General features: G+C 43.1%; 15 protein-coding genes and 2 tRNA genes. 11 read left to right on the top strand and 6 right to left on the bottom strand.

From position 1 onward, the window contains the following. Nucleotides 1–128: 128 nt before the first annotated feature. The 7 genes from proC (at nt 129) to AC2SLO_RS11825 (ending at nt 5,337) form a co-directional block, all read left to right on the top strand. Complete coding sequence (gene proC, locus AC2SLO_RS11855; protein ID WP_486543724.1) at nt 129–977, top strand: pyrroline-5-carboxylate reductase; 849 nt, start codon at nt 129–131, stop codon at nt 975–977. A 163-nt stretch (nt 978–1,140) separates the two neighbouring features. Further along, the gene (locus AC2SLO_RS11850; RefSeq protein ID WP_495637078.1) at nt 1,141–1,710 is read left to right on the top strand and encodes a YggT family protein; all 570 of its coding nucleotides are present in this window, start codon (nt 1,141–1,143) and stop codon (nt 1,708–1,710) included. 242 nt (nt 1,711–1,952) lie between these two features. Continuing rightward, nucleotides 1,953–2,042: transfer RNA gene (locus AC2SLO_RS11845), tRNA-Ser, on the top strand. A 162-nt stretch (nt 2,043–2,204) separates the two neighbouring features. Further along, a tRNA-Arg gene (locus AC2SLO_RS11840) sits at nt 2,205–2,281 on the top strand. A gap of 296 nt (nt 2,282–2,577) precedes the next feature. After that, entirely contained in the window at nt 2,578–3,243 is a 666-nt protein-coding gene (locus AC2SLO_RS11835) for an RDD family protein (RefSeq protein WP_486543726.1), read from the top strand. Between the two features lie 237 nt (nt 3,244–3,480). Further along, nucleotides 3,481–3,972 (top strand): hemerythrin domain-containing protein, encoded by a 492-nt coding sequence (locus AC2SLO_RS11830; RefSeq protein WP_486543727.1) that lies wholly within the window; start codon nt 3,481–3,483, stop codon nt 3,970–3,972. A gap of 264 nt (nt 3,973–4,236) precedes the next feature. Next, entirely contained in the window at nt 4,237–5,337 is a 1,101-nt protein-coding gene (locus AC2SLO_RS11825; RefSeq protein ID WP_486543728.1) for an alkene reductase, read from the top strand. Nucleotides 5,338–5,463: 126 nt separating this feature from the next. Here the strand turns inward: AC2SLO_RS11825 and AC2SLO_RS11820 are convergent, their stop codons facing one another. From AC2SLO_RS11820 to AC2SLO_RS11800, 5 genes are all read right to left on the bottom strand, one after another. Continuing rightward, nucleotides 5,464–6,198 carry a pantothenate kinase gene (locus tag AC2SLO_RS11820; protein WP_486543729.1) on the bottom strand — a complete coding sequence of 245 codons (735 nt, stop codon included), beginning with the start codon at nt 6,196–6,198 and terminating at the stop codon, nt 5,464–5,466. Between the two features lie 202 nt (nt 6,199–6,400). After that, nucleotides 6,401–6,775 carry a ribosome silencing factor gene (rsfS, locus tag AC2SLO_RS11815; RefSeq protein WP_486543744.1) on the bottom strand — a complete coding sequence of 125 codons (375 nt, stop codon included), beginning with the start codon at nt 6,773–6,775 and terminating at the stop codon, nt 6,401–6,403. Between the two features lie 225 nt (nt 6,776–7,000). Further along, the gene (gene nadD, locus AC2SLO_RS11810; RefSeq protein WP_486543730.1) at nt 7,001–7,852 is read right to left on the bottom strand and encodes a nicotinate (nicotinamide) nucleotide adenylyltransferase; all 852 of its coding nucleotides are present in this window, start codon (nt 7,850–7,852) and stop codon (nt 7,001–7,003) included. Between the two features lie 91 nt (nt 7,853–7,943). Next, nucleotides 7,944–10,091, bottom strand: a complete 2,148-nt coding sequence (pta, locus tag AC2SLO_RS11805; protein ID WP_486543731.1) for a phosphate acetyltransferase — start codon at nt 10,089–10,091, stop codon at nt 7,944–7,946. 161 nt (nt 10,092–10,252) lie between these two features. Then, nucleotides 10,253–11,455, bottom strand: coding sequence for an acetate/propionate family kinase (locus AC2SLO_RS11800; protein WP_486543732.1), 1,203 nt, complete (start codon nt 11,453–11,455; stop codon nt 10,253–10,255). Between the two features lie 336 nt (nt 11,456–11,791). On the opposite strand from AC2SLO_RS11800, the gene lptM reads away from it, so the two are divergent. The 4 genes from lptM (at nt 11,792) to AC2SLO_RS11780 (ending at nt 15,756) form a co-directional block, all read left to right on the top strand. Further along, nucleotides 11,792–12,064 carry an LPS translocon maturation chaperone LptM gene (lptM, locus tag AC2SLO_RS11795; protein ID WP_486543733.1) on the top strand — a complete coding sequence of 91 codons (273 nt, stop codon included), beginning with the start codon at nt 11,792–11,794 and terminating at the stop codon, nt 12,062–12,064. Between the two features lie 51 nt (nt 12,065–12,115). Next, nucleotides 12,116–13,456 carry a diaminopimelate decarboxylase gene (lysA, locus tag AC2SLO_RS11790; protein WP_486543745.1) on the top strand — a complete coding sequence of 447 codons (1,341 nt, stop codon included), beginning with the start codon at nt 12,116–12,118 and terminating at the stop codon, nt 13,454–13,456. Nucleotides 13,457–13,836: 380 nt separating this feature from the next. Then, nucleotides 13,837–14,727 (top strand): diaminopimelate epimerase, encoded by an 891-nt coding sequence (gene dapF / locus AC2SLO_RS11785; RefSeq protein WP_486543734.1) that lies wholly within the window; start codon nt 13,837–13,839, stop codon nt 14,725–14,727. A 12-nt stretch (nt 14,728–14,739) separates the two neighbouring features. Further along, the gene (locus AC2SLO_RS11780) at nt 14,740–15,756 is read left to right on the top strand and encodes a tyrosine recombinase XerC (RefSeq protein WP_486543735.1); all 1,017 of its coding nucleotides are present in this window, start codon (nt 14,740–14,742) and stop codon (nt 15,754–15,756) included. Between the two features lie 73 nt (nt 15,757–15,829). Here AC2SLO_RS11780 and AC2SLO_RS11775 read toward each other — a convergent pair whose 3' ends face one another. Beyond that, nucleotides 15,830–16,735 (bottom strand): nitrilase-related carbon-nitrogen hydrolase, encoded by a 906-nt coding sequence (locus tag AC2SLO_RS11775; RefSeq protein ID WP_486543736.1) that lies wholly within the window; start codon nt 16,733–16,735, stop codon nt 15,830–15,832. Between the last annotated feature and the right edge of the window lie 333 nt (nt 16,736–17,068).

Genomic DNA, 17,068 nt, shown 5'->3' with positions numbered 1-17,068 from the left:
CAGCAACATAACCGGCAAAGTGTTGTGATACACTAACCCTCATGACCACAAAAGGCTGACTATTCAGCAGCCTAGTCTCACTTAAAATAATAAACGACTGTATTCGTATTCATTAAAAGGAGTGGAAGATGTCACAACTTAAAGGTAAAAAAATTAGCTTTATTGGCGGCGGCAACATGGCTCAGGCACTGATTAGTGGTCTAATCGGCCGTGGTATTAAGCCAAATGATATTACGGTTGCTGATCCATCAGCAGATATTCGCGATAACTTAAAAAGCCAGAGTATTAACACCGTAGACCCGACTGGCAATACAGAAACGGACAATTCACAGATAGCGGTTCAGACCGCTGATGTGGTGGTATTGGCAGTGAAACCACAAGTAATGAGTAAAGTTGTGGCAGATTTTGCTGATGTGCTTGATAACCAGTTGGTTATCTCTGTTGCTGCCGGTTTATCAACCGATAGCTTAAGCAAAATGTTAGGCGGTTATCAAAACATCGTCCGTGCTATGCCAAACACCCCAGCGATGATTCAAAAAGGCGCAACTGGTCTTTATGCCACTGACGCCATTAACGAGACTGACAAACAGCTTGCCGGTGCTGTGATGGCAGCGTCTGGTCTTATTAGTTGGGTAGATAGTGAGGAGCAGTTACACGCAGTGACCGCCGTTTCAGGGTCAGCGCCTGCGTACTTCTTCTATATGATTGAGTCAATGATTAGTGCTGGTGTTGAGCTTGGTTTGGATGAAAAGCAAGCCGCTGCATTAGCGATGCAAACCGCACTGGGCGCGGCACAAATGGCCATTGCCAGTGATGAAACACCAGCTGAGCTTCGCCGTAAAGTGACCTCACCAAATGGTACGACTCAAGCGGCTGTAGAATCACTACAAAAAGATGACTTGGGTCAAATTATGAAAAAAGCGATGCAAGCATGCTACGACCGCAGTGAAGAGATTAGCAAAGAGCTCGGTCAGTAACACCCCACATCAAACTGTTTATTTTAACAATAACCTTTTGACATCAGCTAAGCAGATAACGCCCGTTGTCTGCTTAGTGTACAATACGCTTGTATGTTTATCAGTCGATGAGATATTTGTTGATAAATCGCCCCTAAAAGTCACATGAGTAAGAGTATGTTGAATGACTAGTTCTTTAATCCCCTTATTTAACATGATAATAAGCTTTGCTATGTTGCTTATTTTCATTCGTTTTATGTTGCAGTTCGCAGGCTTTGAGCGCAACAACCCATTAGTTGAGCCTGCCTATAGAGTTACCAGCATTGTTGATGTGTTTGGGCGTATATTCCCTACTGTAGGGGATGGACGAGTAAGCTTAGCGGCAATCGTACTTTTATTTTTGTTAAAGCTGATTGATATTTCAGGAAATGCGGCATTATTAGGCTATGGCTATTCGCCTATTAAACTGTTTTTTACTGGAACCTTAGATTTGATTTTAAGCTTCTTGAGGGTGGCGCGTTATTTAATTATCGGCTCTATTATTATTAGCTGGATTGTGATGTTTACCCAAAAGATGCATCCAATGATGGCGATTATTGTCCAAATGGCCGAACCAATCTTAGCGCCATTTCGCCGTATTACCCCAAATCTAGGTATGCTTGATTTGTCACCGATGATTGCTATCTTTGGTCTATTATTGATTGAGATCTTTGTGAATATTATCGCGCGTAACTTATTGCCGATGCTGGGTTAATCGATTTATTAGTCAATTATTTATAATAATTTGCACTAGGCTATTGAATAGCAGGTTTTTGTAGAAAACGAGTATTGCTAAAGTTGAAGAATAGAGCCTAAATAAGCAGTGATTTGTACTAATTTCAATAAACTACGAAATCCGGCTTGCAAACTCATTTTAGTTTGATATAATACTCGCCCACAACATGAGGTAACTAGCTCCTAGAGATAACTACCAAAAGTTGTGATTTTAGCAGTTACGGTGAAGTGGGTGAGTGGCTGAAACCGCACCCCTGCTAAGGGTGTATACGTTAACGCGTATCGAGGGTTCGAATCCCTCCTTCACCGCCATTTTTATTGATTAATCTCGAAGTGATTTTCAATCAGATAACTTCGAAAATAATTAAAAAAAATATTGACTACTAAAATTATATGACTATAATAGTCATCCTGTTAACGGCAACCAACATTGCTTCTTAACAGAATAAGTTAGACATTATCATCAGATAATATGCGCCTTTAGCTCAGCTGGATAGAGCACTTGGCTACGAACTAAGGGGTCGGGAGTTCGAATCTCTCAAGGCGCACCATCTAACCTATATCAAATTAATCGCCCATGAATGGCGGTTTTTTTTATGCCTGTGTGTTTTGTAAATACGTGCGGCACCTCTTATACTCTCCTTACCCTCCTGCTCGCAATCTACTCTATATTTAGTTTATCTTCTCTCGTAGTTCGCTATTCAAATATTGTTTTTATTATCTGTCTATTTTGCTTCTTCAATGATAGACAAGCTTATAACGGGTATTGTCTGTCAGTTCGGCTAAAATACGCTACAATACATCATCTTTATCATGTGTTTGCCAATATCAGGTTGTCTGTATCGTCATGTCTAAAAACAAGCTATCGCGTCGTCCCAAAGCCACTGCCAATAATACCAATCAATCATCACTGCGCCCGACTGGTATCGAAGGGGTTAGTATCTCTGGTGAGCCGGAAATTGCTAGAGCCAGTACTCGTGTTATCGCGATTGTCTATGACGGTATGCTGATTTTAGCGTTGCTGTTTTTGGTGGGTACGGTATTGACCGTACTCGGTACTATGATGACGATGGAGACGGGCGTGACCTCAGATGAGGCACAAACTCTGCCTCAGTGGTATCAAAACTTAGTATTAACGCCGGCCTTTATTTTAACTTTGATTGGCTTTTATGGTTTGTTTTGGCGCCGGGCTGGACAGACGCTAGGCATGCAGACATGGCGCTTAAAAACAGTTGATAGCAATGGCCAGTTATTAACCTGGTCAAAGACGATGCAGCGTATTTTGGCCGCCTGTGTAGTGCCGCTGCTCTGTGGTCTAATTGGCTACTTATTTCATGGCTCACGTAGCGCGATGTTGGCCAGTGCCTTTTTTGGTTTGATTTTTAATTACGTATTTTGCCTATTTAATAGCCGTGGCCTTGCAGTACATGACATGCTATCAAATACGGTGACTTTAAAAATGCCGAAGATTCATCATCAAAGCCTACTTAAATCGCTTCGCAAGAAAAAGTAGATTGAGCTAAATCTATAGCTTAAATCTCAATCACTTAACATGCTTCTCTAATCTATCGGTATAGAAAGTCGCCAACGCAAGCCATTCCCAAATAAGAATGGCTTGCGTTATTCACATGCCCACACAAAATATATGGGAAGCATGACAGTATTGGACCTGCTGTAGCCTTATAATAATCTAATAACACCGTATTGATTTAATTGAGAGTTAATTTGAGAGTTATTAGAGGAGAGAGTCATGAGTAAACAAAACGAAAATAAACAAGATAATGTGAATCTAGATGCAGATATTTTCACCGCATTAATCACCCAACACGATAAGCAGCGTGACCTATGTGATAAGCTTGAGAGCGAAAAAGATCATAAAAAATGCCAATCTATCTATGAAGAATTAAAGCTTGAGCTACAAGCACATGCTGCTGCGGAAGAACGTCATTTGTACATCCCAGTGATGCAGCATGACGACGGCCTTGATTTGTCGCGTCATGCGATTACTGAGCATCACGAAATGGATGAGTTAATGGGCACTATGGATGATGGCCGAATCAGTGAAGAGACGTGGGATACGACTTGTGAAGATTTAATTGAAAAGGTGCGTCATCACTTACAAGAAGAAGAAAATAAGTTCTTTAAAGAAGCACGCCGTATTTTAGATGATGATTTGCAGCAGCGATTGGGTGCCTTGTATCAAGTAGAGCATGATGAGTTTCTTAAGAACCATGAAGCCTAATAAGTTAGGCAATAGAAAATACAGTAAAGTATAAAATAGCGATTTAAATCTCATGTGAATTTAGCTCGCTATTTTTTTTTATGATTAGCTATCAATAAAAAACCCACTGCTGTGGGTTTTTTATTGTCTGTTTATAATAAATTGTAACGACCGGTCTAATTGCACTTTGATTTTTAGAAAACTTCTTCATAATAGGGCCTATCTAAATTCTAAATTTTGGATTTATAGCTTTTTATAGTTCCCGCAAATACAGAGGAATCAATCATGGCACACGAAAAATTATTCGAATCGATTACTGTTGGTGCAAATACCTTGAAAAATAGAATCTTTATGGCACCGTTAACCCGTCTACGTGCTGTAGAGCCTGGCGATGTACCAACTGCTTTAGCTGCTGAATACTACTCACAGCGTACTGGTGCTGGTCTAATTATTGCTGAAGCGACTCAGGTATCGTTTCAAGCAAAAGGCTATGCTGGCGCACCTGGCGTGCACACACAAGACCAAATAATAGCGTGGAAAGTAGTCACTGATGCGGTACATGCCAAAGGTGGTAAAATTGTGCTGCAGCTGTGGCATACTGGTCTGGTCTCGCATGACAGTGTTCAGCCAGAGGGCAAAGCACCTATTTCAGCGTCTGATGTTGAGGTGGGTGTCCGCACCACGTTACGTGATAACCATCACAATCCGATTCGTGTTGAGGCGACCAAGCCGCGTCCAGCTACTGAAGAAGAAATCAAGCAAGTCATTGCTGACTTCGCTCAGGCCACAAAAAATGCCAAAGAAGCAGGCTTTGATGGTGTAGAAATCCATGGCGCACATGGTTATTTATTACACCAATTCTGGGCAGAACACACCAACAAGCGTACCGATAACTATGGTGGCAGCCGTGAAAACCGTGCGCGTTTGATGCTAGAGGTGATTGATGCTTGTGTTTCAGCATGGGACAAGGATCACGTCGGTATCCGTATTTCGCCACTTGGTACGTTCAATAATGTCGAAGCCGGCTACAATGAAGACGAAGCCGTTTGGTTGGTTGAGCAAATCAACAAGCATGGCCTGATGTACTTACACTTATCTGAGCCAGATTGGGCAGGTGGCACTCCTTACTCAGATGACTTTAGAGCCAAATTGCGTCAAGCCTTTACCAATACGATCATCGCTGCTGGTGGTTATACTGCAGATAAAGCAGAGCGAAACATCAGCGAAGGTTATATCGATGCCGTGGCCTTTGGTCGTGACTATATTGCCAACCCAGATTTGGCTGAGCGTATTCAAAAAGGCGTTAAGTTTAACGAGCAACGCCCTGAAAGCTTCTATGGCGGCGGTGCAGAGGGATATACCGATTATCCTTTTATGAGTGAATAAGGCTCAGTCGCTAGTAAAAATAATGACTGTCGAATTATTCTCATTTATTAAGTCAAAAAAACGCCATGCTAATTAGCATGGCGTTTTTAGTTCAAACAGTATTTATTAAATAGACGACATTAATGGTTAGCTAGAAGGGTGCTGCTCGAAATAGCGCATCAAGCCATTTAATAATAAGTTCTCGCTAATATGAATTGGCTGAACGATATGCTGCGCTAGGATAGAGGCATCGCCACCAGTTAAGATAAACTCGTAGTTGGGATTGCAGCGAGCGATTTCATTAATAGCGCCCACAATGGATAATAAAATACCACGGTGTACTGCATCTGCGGTGGTGGTACCTTGAGTAATGCTATCAAAAGTACCTGCAACGATGCTAATTTGCTTAGTACCAGAGAATAACGCCTCACGCTGCAAATAAATACTGGGGAAAATATAGCCACCAATATGATGCGCATGATCGGTTAAGTCGATGGTCAATGCAGTACCGCAGCCGACGATACATTGATGCTTTTTGCTGTCGACTGCGCCTAATATTTGTAGCCAGCGGTCAACGCCTAATTGATTGGCATCATAGTCACTGGTGAGTAGGGGGTGCTGAGCATCAACATGTACAAACTCAAAAGGCACGCATAAAGTTGCTAATGACTCTGCCACTTGAGCATTGACCTGCTGCCCAAGTACTGAGGAGACGCCGATAAACTCAGGCGCAAGGTTGGCAAAGCGATCGGTCAAGCCAATGAGTAGCTCGGCAGGGGCCTGTAAATGCTGTTTGGCATCACAGGTAATGATTTGACCTATGTCATCGGTCAGCCAGTATTTAAGGCGGGTGTTGCCTAAATCGAGCCATAGCTTTGCCATGTATCCGCTCCCAATTGATAAGTTAAATAAATAGGCATACTGCTACTGTACCCAAAATTATGTAGTAGCGATTTTAAATTCTCCCACAACATTTTAAAGTTGCTGAACTGTAAAATGAAGTAGTCTTTCATATGACATAAAAAAGAAGACGCCTATCTGGCGTCTTCTTTTTTGGAGCGTATTTAACAGAAGCTAATCCATCTTAGCGTTCGCTTAAATCACGAGCAACCAACTTTTTAAGCTCTTCAGGTGATGACCATAGGCCTTCTAGGTCATAGAACTCACGGGCCTGACGGGTCATGATATGAACAATCACGCCGCCTAAGTCAACCAAAGTCCAATCGCTGTCTTTTTCGCCTTCACGGCCAAGTGGCATAAAGCCTTCTTTTTTAGCCGTCGCGCCTAATTGATCAGCAAGCGCATTAACATGACGCTTTGAGGTACCTTCTGCGATAACCATATATTCCATAACGTCTGTCAATTCAGAAACATCCATTACGGTAATGTTTTTGGCTTTTACTTCAGTTAGTGCTTTTTGAACCATATCAAGACAAAACTGTAGTCGCTCGTCGCTCATTGGTGCTTTTTGTGTCATTTCTATCGTCATAATTTTCCTATAGGAAGTTGTCTTTTTGATGTGGGCTAAGCCCGTTCATCAAAAAGGGTGTTCAAGTATTTGGGTGCGTGCCGATTTGGATAATCAGCGCCGTCATAAATTTGGCATACGACTTATTGGTTAGTGATTTAGGGGCAATATAGAGGTTTGTAGCAATGAAGTTGCGAGTCTCTGACAGTCATTAACTCAATTGGCGTCGTATAAATTATTTTTCATGATATACGAATAAACAGGGTGTGGCAAAGTAGATTTTACGATATCTGTCTGAGCCTGCATCAATGCATCACGAATACCGCTACTAGATATGGGTTTGACACTGTGCGCATCTATATAGATGCAGCCGTGGGTGGCATATTTCAAGTCTGTACTTGAAGACACCACAGCCGATTTTAATTTTTCAGGTAATAAGTCAGCAATCGCTTGTTTTGATTGTAATTGGTCACGAGGTATCACCCATAGGTGAGCATAATCTATTAATTTATCCGCATCACGCCATTTTGATAGGCTGGCAATATTATCTGCACCAACGATAAAGATCAGACTATCTGTGGGAGTAATTTGACGTAAATATTGCAGCGTATCAATGGTATAGGTAGGCGGTGTTTGCCAAATCTCATACTCAGATACCTTAAATGCTGAGCGGTGTTGTGGCTCAAGATTTTTTATCAGTTGACTAATGGCAAGCTTTAGCATGTTTAATCGGTGCTGCGGTTCTGTACTTTTTGTCTTTAGAGGGGAGCGCGGCGTGGGCATAAAATACGCCTGCACATTAGTAACAGATGTCTCCGTTGCTAGTTGATAATAAACGTGGGTAAGCATAGCAATATGGCTGTTATGAATGGGGTCGAATGAGCCGCCCAGATACACCTGTATGGACGAAATGATATCAATGTTATTAACTGTGGTATCCGTTTTCACAAGTTTTTCATCTAGTGCATTTGATTGCACAGGCGGTGACAGATTTGAATTATTGACGCTCATTAATACAATTTCCAAGAATAATTGATTGATAACCGCTTTTAGAGCTTTAAACTTCAAATAAAATGGCCAACAGTAACTGCTGGCCATTTTATCTTTTATTGATTCAAGCAGGATATACCAGCTTTAAATACTGCTATTAATAAACCCGTTAGACATCAGGGCTGCTTGCTTGAATAGCAGTCAGAGCAATGGTGTATACGATATCGTCAACCAATGCACCGCGTGATAAATCGTTCACAGGTTTGTTCAAGCCTTGTAGCATTGGGCCAACACTCACTACATTTGCGCTACGCTGTACGGCTTTATAGGTAGTGTTACCCGTATTTAGATCAGGGAAGATAAAGACGTTTGCTTGACCCGCGACAGGTGAGTCTGGTGCTTTTTGCTTACCCACACTTAACACAGATGCTGCGTCATATTGTAATGGACCATCAACCATTAAATTAGGCGCACGTTCACGCACAATACGTGTCGCTTCTTTCACTTTTTCAACATCGGCACCTGTACCTGATGCGCCTGTTGAGTAACTAATCATGGCCACTTTTGGCTCAATACCGAACGCTTTGGCCGAGGCGGCTGATTGAATCGCAATCTCTGCAAGCTGCTGCGCGTCTGGGTCCGGATTAATCGCACAGTCACCGTAGACCACCACTTGTTCAGGCAATAGCATAAAGAAGATAGACGAGACTAACGAATATTGCGGTGCAGTTTTAATCAACTGGAAGGCTGGGCGAACTGTGTTTGCTGTGGTATGAATCGCACCTGATACCAGACCATCTACTTCATTTAAGTGTAGCATGGTGGTACCAAGAACCACGTTATCTTGTAGCTGAGCGGCCGCTTGGTCTGTAGTGGCTTTCCCTTTACGTCTTTCGACAAAAGCTTCGATATATTTATCAAGTTTGATTTTGGCAGGATCTATGATCTCGATATCCTCTGGCAGCTCAACCCCACGGTTCTTAGCTACCAGTGCTATCTCTTCCGCGTTACCAAGCAGCACACATTGGGCGATGCCGCGGCTCTGACAAATCGCAGCAGCTTCAATTGTCCGTGGCTCTTCACCTTCTGGTAATACCACACGTCTTTTATCTTGTTGAGCTTTTTTGACCACTTGATGGCGGAAAGCGGATGGCGATAGACGCGGAGTGTAATCACGTTCAAAATAGGATTTCAACCAATCTAAATCAAGATGAGCCGCTACAAAACGAGTGACTGTTTCTGCACGTTCCAAATCGTCTTTGGGTATCTCATTGCTGATGGTGGATAAGTTTGTAACCGTTTCCAGACTGTTGGTATCCACACTCATAACCGGCAAGCCTGTCTTTAAAGCAGGTTTACACAGTTCAATTACAGTGTCATTAGGCACAATGCCTCCGGTTAATATGATACCGGCCATTGGGATGCCATTGATACTCGCCAGCGCTGTGGCTAATAATAAATCATCCCGATCGCCTGGCGTAACCACCAAAGTGCCACGAGTGAAGATTTCGCCTACCCTTGAGATGGTACGAGCAGTTAAGCTGGTTTTTAGTATTCGGCGCTGTTTAGCTTCTCCTTCATTTAGCCAAGTGGCATTTAATTCTTGTGCAATATCCCATGTACGAGGAACGGACAAGCTGTTACTAAAAGGCACCACCCCAATTAGGTGATAGTTTTCAGTAGCAAAACTAGGTGAGTGCGATTGCATGGCCTTAATGAAATTTTCATCCAACTCAAGAGTAGCTTCACCCGGTGCAACAGGTTGGGTTTCAAAGGTATTTGGCACGTTCTTAGCACGCATTAAGATACTGCCTAGAGTACGCTCACCAGTTAACCCACCGAAGATACGGGCATGGACATCTAATTTATCAGCCAACTGTTTGGGGTTATCCAGATCCGCCATACTGACAAAAATAACCTTGGCATCTAAGGCGGTCGCCAATGCAAAGTTAACTTGAGAAGCATAGCTGACTTCTTCAGTAGGGACCAACCCTTCGCAGATGACGACGTCATAATCGCCATTTAATTTATCGTATTTTTTGACCACTTCTTCCATCAAGTCATCGACATTACCCGCGTTCATCATGCGCTCTACACGCTCGCGTGGGATAGACTTTGGAGGATCGAGATCAAATGCTAAACGCACTAGATCGCTCGAACTGTCTAAAGTGTGCTGTGAATCATGCGAATCATCTTGCAAAAAAGGTTTAATGAATCCTGCCTTCATGCCCAAATAGTCCAAGGCTTTGATTAGACCCAGACCTGCAGAAGTTAAACCAATACCCCGGCCAGTAGGAACTAGCAAAATAGTTTGCATAAACGAATCCTTATTAGTTCATTATATTATTTTAAGTTTTTGCAGTAGTTTTTATAGAAGCCCATTGTTAGGGAGACTCATGTTATAGAAGCGCCTGCTATACAAGCGCATGTTATAGATGTTTACTTGTAAAAGACGCTAACTATTATAGAGGGTTATTTTTACAGACCTAGTACTTCCCTAGTTTCTTCAGCAATCTGGAATTCTTCATCAGTTGGGATAACCCATAGCTCATATTTGCTTGATTCGTTATGGAAGCTGTCTTCAGCACCGCCATATAAATTGGTATTCTTTTCTTGATCCACGCCCAAATCAAAGTGGCGCATGACCTCAAGAATACGCGAACGAATCGTGGCTGAGTTTTCACCAATACCGCCTGAGAAGATGATACCGGTAAGCTCAGGTAGCGCACATGATAAGGACGCTAGGTATTTGCCGGCGCGGTAGCAGAACATCTCAACCGCCAGTTTGGCATCAGCTTGATGTGGATGCTTGTCATCATTGGCAATAGATTCAACAGTGCGCATGTCATTAGAGACACCAGAAACACCGAGTAAACCACTTTCTTTGTTTAAAATTGTATCGATTTGCTCTAGGCTTAAGCCCAATGTGCGTTTTAAATGAATATGTAAGCTTGGGTCAACATCGCCAGAGCGGGTGCCCATCATCAGACCTTCAAGGGGAGTAAGCCCCATGCTGGTGTCTAGGCTTTTGCCATCATAAACAGCCGTTGCTGAGCTGCCGTTACCCAAATGAGCAATCAGCCAGCCGTGTGGGCCTTTGGCTTTGGTTAATGAGCTGGCGCGGTTTGATAAATAAGCATGCGAGGTACCGTGGAAGCCATAGCGGCGGATGAAGTCTTTTTCATACATCTCTTTTGGAATGGCATAACGGAATGCTTTTGGTGGCATAGTTTGGTGAAATGCGGTATCAAAGACCACGACTTGTGGTAGCTCTGGATGAATCGCTTGAACCGCTTCAATACCGGTGGCGTTAGCAGGGTTGTGCAGAGGTGCTAAGGCTTTTAGACGTCTAACTTCGGCGATAACATGCGGAGTTACTTTTTCTGCAGAACTAAATTCACGGCCGCCATGTACCACGCGGTGGCCTACTGCGATAGGTGATTGGTCGCCCAATAGGTCCATGATTTTGACCAAAGCGGCTTTATGGTTGGCGCCTGGGATACTGACTTCGTTTTTTTCACCGGCTAGGTTTTTGTGAACAATGCGTGCGTTATCTAACCCTAAATTTTCTGCAAGCCCTGTGATACGTTGCTGATTGTCTTCACTGATTAGGGCGTATTTGATAGAAGAAGAACCACAATTAACGACTAAAGTGGGTTTTGTGATAATCGAATTGCTCATTATGTATCCTTACAAAGAAAAGTGATAAATAGAAACAACATATAAAATATTAATCATAATGTTGCACAAGACATCTCAGCGGATGTTTAATAAGATTATTTTATTATGGGTTGTGCTTATTTAGTATAGCCCAGATTAATTTGAAAAACAGGGGTTAGACTCAAAAATACACTTGAAAATTAACTGCTTATTTCTCTAAATTATTCAAATTATTCATCAAAAATACGCACCAAACCATAAATGCCTTTAGGCAAACTTTAAGAAGTTTGTTAACATAACTGACACTTATATCTGTAGATAGATGGTCGCTATTTTTCAACACACAGGAAGCCTTGCATGCCAAACCTTCTCTATCGTTATTTATCAAAGCCTCAGGGCGGCACTCTTTTGACAGCTAAACACAGAAATCGTCCATTAATCACCGTATTAAGCGTCATTTTCGCAGGCGTGATGCTGACAGGCTGCGGACAAAAAGGTGCCTTGTATATGCCAGATGAGGCGCCGAGCAATACAGATTTTATTCTACATAAAGCCAACAAAGCTGATTCACAGTCGTCAAAAGAACCCATCAAAGGTCCTGACATCTCTGAAGACCCACAAGACTATTAATCCCTATCTTCTTTATTCATATTTATTACTCTACTTGGATACCCCCAAATGATGAGCAACACACAAACCCCCTCTTCTGACATACAACACACTGATACCGGCCTGCGCATTGAGCCAGAAGCTTTTGTACAAAAGCTGCCGTCTTTAAATTATCAGCAAGGCACACTGGCTATTGAATCGACTCCAGTAGCTACGTTGGTTGAGCACTATGGCACGCCTTTATATGTGTACTCAAAAAAGGCGATCTTAGATGCTTATAATGCCTATAGTGACAGCTTTGCCGATATTGAGCATCAAGTGTGTTTTGCGGTTAAAGCCAATTCAAACCTAGCTGTATTAGACGTATTAGCGAAAGCGGGTGCAGGCTTTGATTTGGTATCAGCAGGGGAGCTGGCTCGCGTGATGGCGGTGGGCGCAGACCCTAAAAAGGTTGTGTTCTCTGGTGTGGGTAAAAGCGTCTCCGATATCAAAGCCGGCCTAGAGGCGGGTATTGGCTGCTTTAATGTTGAGTCGATGAGCGAGCTTGATACAATTAACCGCATTGCTTTGGATATGAATGTTAAAGCGCCAATCTCTATCCGTGTAAATCCAGATGTTGATGCAAAAACCCATCCTTATATCTCAACGGGTCTTAAAGACAATAAGTTTGGTATTAGCCATGACATCGCCATCGAAGCGTATCAATACGCTAATAGTTTAGAGGGATTGAACATTGTCGGTATTGATTGTCATATTGGCTCACAATTAACCGAGATTGATCCTTTTGTTGACGCTTTAGACAAAGTGGTTGAACTGATTGAGTCATTAAAATCAGTCGCTATTGAGCTAGAACACGTCGATTTAGGCGGTGGTCTAGGTGTATTATATATCGATGAGGAAGTAGCGAAGGTTAGTGAGTTTGCTGCTGCGTTATTGCCAAAATTACAGCAATTGGGCTTAAAGGTATTCTTTGAGCCAGGCCGTAGTATTGTTGCTAATGCCGGTGTATTATTGACCTCAGTTGAGGTATTAAAACCTACCGAGCACAAAAACTTTGCCATTGTTGATGCGGCGATGAATGACTTAATTCGTCCGGCATTATATCAAGCAGAAATGGCAGTTATTCCAGCACAGTGTGCAGCAGATAGTGATAATGAAGCGAGCTGGGATATTGTGGGTGCGATTTGTGAAACCGGTGACTTCTTAGCCAAAAAACGTCTGCTATCATTAGCGGTCGGCGATGTGTTAGCGATAACCGGTGCCGGTGCGTATGGTTTTGTGATGGCGAGCAACTATAACTCGCGCCCGCGTCCTGCAGAAGTCATGGTATCCGGTGAGATACATCAACTCGTCCGTCAACGCGAAACTATTGAGCAGTTATTTGAAACAGAATCGCTTTGGCAAGGTAATTAGAAAGGTGGCTTTGATAAGTGACTGAATTTCAAATGATTTGGCTTTAAATGATTCAGATTTTAACGATTAAATCTTTGAATAAGTATTACTGATTAGACCCTAATGTCTATTAAAAAATTTAAAGCCAATTATCAGTCAAAGCTGTATTGATTAATGAATAAAGAACCTGCAGTTATAGTGCAGGTTTTTTTATTGTCTAAATTACTGTCAAGCACGCTGCGCTGTTTGTGATTTTAAGGGATGTTCACAACAGTGATGCGGTTAGTCGCGTATCCTAAACGCTACCAAACCTAACTTGTTCTTTTGCAGTGATTAGGCATTATCATTGTCATAATGTGCGTGGTAAGATAGGACACAAATAAAATTTAAGGAAGAGCACGATGCTTATAGAATTTACAAAAATGCATGGTCTAGGCAATGACTTTATGGTTATTGACTTGGTCACGCAGCGTTTGGAATTAACCCCAGAGCTGATATCACTACTGGCTGACCGCAACTTAGGCGTCGGCTTTGACCAATTATTAGTGGTCGAACCACCGATGCGCCCTGATGTGGACTTTAGGTATCGTATTTTTAACTCTGATGGTAGTGAAGTTGAACAGTGCGGTAATGGTGCTCGCTGCTTTGCGCGCTTTGTGCAAGCCCGCAAGCTGTCATTTAAACAGCGTATTCGCGTAGAGACCAAGTCAGGAATTCTGACTTTATCTACTGATAATTATGGCTGGGTAGAAGTAGACATGGGTAAGCCACGTTTCGAGCCTACCGAGATTCCATTTACGCCAAAAGCGATTACTAAAATTCAAAATGCCTATCATCTAGACGTAGAAGGTACACCGGTTCAGTTGTATGTGGCCAATATGGGTAACCCGCATGCAGTGATTAAGGTCGATGATATCTTGACCGCTGATGTTGAGAAACTGGGTAAAGCCATTGAATCACATCCGGCTTTTCCAGAGCGTGTCAATGTTGGCTTTATGCAGGTGATGAATCAGCGTCATATCCGCTTGCGTGTTTATGAGCGCGGCGTTGGTGAAACGCAAGCATGTGGTACCGGTGCGTGTGCCGCTGTGGCCACTGGTATTCGTGAAGGCTGGCTTGATGAAGGTGAAGAAATTAGAGCACAGCTTTATGGCGGTAGCTTATTAATTCGTTGGTCGCCAGGTTATTCTGTGATGATGACTGGCCCAACAGCCTTTGTTTATGAAGGCGTCTTTAGTCCAGATGGTATCATGGCGCAAGCCGGTTTTAAGCATGACGCTCAATCTCAATAACTGTTCATAGCCATGTCTACAGCCAAAGTAGTGGTCAATGAAGAGGTCAATGACGTTGACGAGCAACAGGCCATCTCGTCTGAGTTAGAAGCACTGCTTGCGCCTGTTGAGCAGTGGCTTGGTGAGCTTACGGTTCGTCAGTTATCTGAGCATACGATTGATGCCTATTATGCAGGGCTATATCAGCTTGCCTGTTTTTTGGAAAAATCGAAGCTGACATGGACCCGCTGTGACAAACGCCAGTTATCTAAATATATTGGTAAACGCCTTGACGTTGATGCGCTTGCGATATCGAGTGTACAGCAGGAGCTGTCTGCTATTCGTCACTTTTATGGCTGGATGATTGAACAAGGCCATGCGCGCATTAACCCTACTACTGGCTATCAATTAAAGCGTGCACCCAGACCGCTGCCCAGTATTGCCGATGGCGATTTGATTGCTCAGCTTCTTGAGCAGCCGATGCCAGAGGGAGCAGAACAGGCACGGCTTTGGATACGTGACAAAGCTATGTTTGAGCTGCTTTATAGCAGTGGACTACGGGTTGGAGAATTGGTTGGGCTAAATGTAGCAGATTTGCGTATTGATACCAGCGGTGAGCGTGGTGAAGTACGGGTTACGGGTAAGGGTAATAAAACGCGCTTGGTGCCTGTAGGGCGCGAAGCGTTAAAGGCCATTACCACTTATATGCCGCATCGCTATTTGTGGGAGGAGCAAGGCGATACGGCGTTGTTTATTAGCGAGAAGCTAGGCACACGGCTGACCACAAGAGCGGTACAACAACGCTTAAAGGTGGCAGCCAAACGTGCCGGTATTGCACAAAATATGTACCCGCATTTATTACGTCACTGTTTTGCTTCTCACATGCTATCTGGCAGTGGTGATTTGCGTGCAGTACAAGAGATGCTTGGGCACAGCGATATCAGCACTACCCAGATTTACACTCATGTTGACTTTGCCAAACTGACCCAAGTCTATGATAAGGCACATCCTAGAGCGGTACACACAAGAATCAAAAAAGACAGCGAGTAACTTACTGTCTTTTTTTATTTTGTAGGTATAAAAATAAACCAAACTCTTTAAATTAGTTTAATTTAATACTACCCTAAGCCAATCTATGGCAATGATTGGTTGGCATATCGCTGCGCCATGTGTTTTGTTGTTTTTGATCAAAAGGCGTGGTGATAAGTTTAAATCCGTTGACTTCTTCAAGCGTGCTTACACCGGTATCTATCACAAGCTCGCCATTGGCGTTGCTTATGCTGCTATGCCCCCACGTCTCACGCTGCCCATCTGGCAGTTGATGCGTGCCGCCCTGTGCTGAGCCGACCACTAGACATTGAGAGTCTAATCCGCGTGCTTTTAGCAGTAGTTCCCAATGCGCTTTACCGGTCTGATAGGTAAATGCAGAAGGTGCAGTCAAGATATCAGCGCCTGCTTGACGTAGACGCTGAGCCAGAGTCGGGAAGCGCAGGTCAAAGCAAACCATCATGCCAATATTAAGCAGACCCTGTTTTGCATTCGGCGTGTCAGCGTTAGAATTAGCGCCTATCAAGTTGCCCATATCACACTGAGCGACAACTGTGGTATCACCGGGCTCAAATGTCTGTGATTCGTCATAGCTGCCAGTGTCATCAGCGACATCTGCTCTAAACAAATGAATCTTGTCATAACGCGCCACACGCTTGCCATCAGGTGCAAATAATTGACTCACTTGTCTGACACGACCTGCTGGAACAGGCGTCCCATCAGGACGATACGGACAAGGTATGGTACCAGAAACGATAAACATCTGATGTTTATAGGCAAGATTAGCGTACCAGTCTGATATCTCATCAAACCGCTGACTGAGCTCACGTTGTCCGCCCATACGGCATGCATTCTCCGGCAATACAAGCAAATGTACGCCTGCGGCTTTTGCAGCATTAGTAGACTGCTGAATCACCGCTAAGTTCGCATCAATATCAAACTGACTGTTTAACTGCACATTTCCAATAAGAGGTTGTGTCATAATCATTTTACCCAGTGATAGTAGGTTATTTACAAAGTGACGCTTTTTTATGATTTTATTTATAGTCAGAGAAATCTGGAAGGGTTCCAACGAAACCGAGCGTAAGTACTACAAATGTAGGCTTAGCGAGGTTAACACCGTAACTGTTTAGTCGTTCGCTGACTATAGATAGCCCTAGTGTATCAATTATCTATGGCGGTATCTAATACTCATCGTTACCAAATAGGCCGATTAAAAAATACGCTTAAACAGTCTGTTTATCAAAATATATTTACTAAATGACTGTGTTAGCGTATTTTTTATAGGCGGTCATGGCAAACTTTGTCAGCACTT

It is taken from the genome of Psychrobacter sp. CX14 (genome assembly GCF_057396205.2).
This window is presented reverse-complemented; position numbering and strand designations above follow the sequence as displayed.

Excerpts from the sequence above, each read along its gene's own strand:
- pta (WP_486543731.1), bottom strand. The coding sequence starts at position 10,091 with ATGCAAACTATTTTGCTAGTTCCTACTGGCCGGGGTATTGGTTTAACT.
- AC2SLO_RS11780 (WP_486543735.1), top strand. The coding sequence starts at position 14,740 with ATGTCTACAGCCAAAGTAGTGGTCAATGAAGAGGTCAATGACGTTGAC.
- AC2SLO_RS11800 (WP_486543732.1), bottom strand. The coding sequence starts at position 11,455 with ATGAGCAATTCGATTATCACAAAACCCACTTTAGTCGTTAATTGTGGT.
- AC2SLO_RS11825 (WP_486543728.1), top strand. The coding sequence starts at position 4,237 with ATGGCACACGAAAAATTATTCGAATCGATTACTGTTGGTGCAAATACC.
- AC2SLO_RS11835 (WP_486543726.1), top strand. The coding sequence starts at position 2,578 with ATGTCTAAAAACAAGCTATCGCGTCGTCCCAAAGCCACTGCCAATAAT.
- AC2SLO_RS11830 (WP_486543727.1), top strand. The coding sequence starts at position 3,481 with ATGAGTAAACAAAACGAAAATAAACAAGATAATGTGAATCTAGATGCA.
- AC2SLO_RS11820 (WP_486543729.1), bottom strand. The coding sequence starts at position 6,198 with ATGGCAAAGCTATGGCTCGATTTAGGCAACACCCGCCTTAAATACTGG.
- rsfS (WP_486543744.1), bottom strand. The coding sequence starts at position 6,775 with ATGAGCGACGAGCGACTACAGTTTTGTCTTGATATGGTTCAAAAAGCA.
- proC (WP_486543724.1), top strand. The coding sequence starts at position 129 with ATGTCACAACTTAAAGGTAAAAAAATTAGCTTTATTGGCGGCGGCAAC.
- lysA (WP_486543745.1), top strand. The coding sequence starts at position 12,116 with ATGAGCAACACACAAACCCCCTCTTCTGACATACAACACACTGATACC.
- AC2SLO_RS11850 (WP_495637078.1), top strand. The coding sequence starts at position 1,141 with ATGACTAGTTCTTTAATCCCCTTATTTAACATGATAATAAGCTTTGCT.
- dapF (WP_486543734.1), top strand. The coding sequence starts at position 13,837 with ATGCTTATAGAATTTACAAAAATGCATGGTCTAGGCAATGACTTTATG.
- lptM (WP_486543733.1), top strand. The coding sequence starts at position 11,792 with ATGCCAAACCTTCTCTATCGTTATTTATCAAAGCCTCAGGGCGGCACT.
- AC2SLO_RS11775 (WP_486543736.1), bottom strand. The coding sequence starts at position 16,735 with ATGACACAACCTCTTATTGGAAATGTGCAGTTAAACAGTCAGTTTGAT.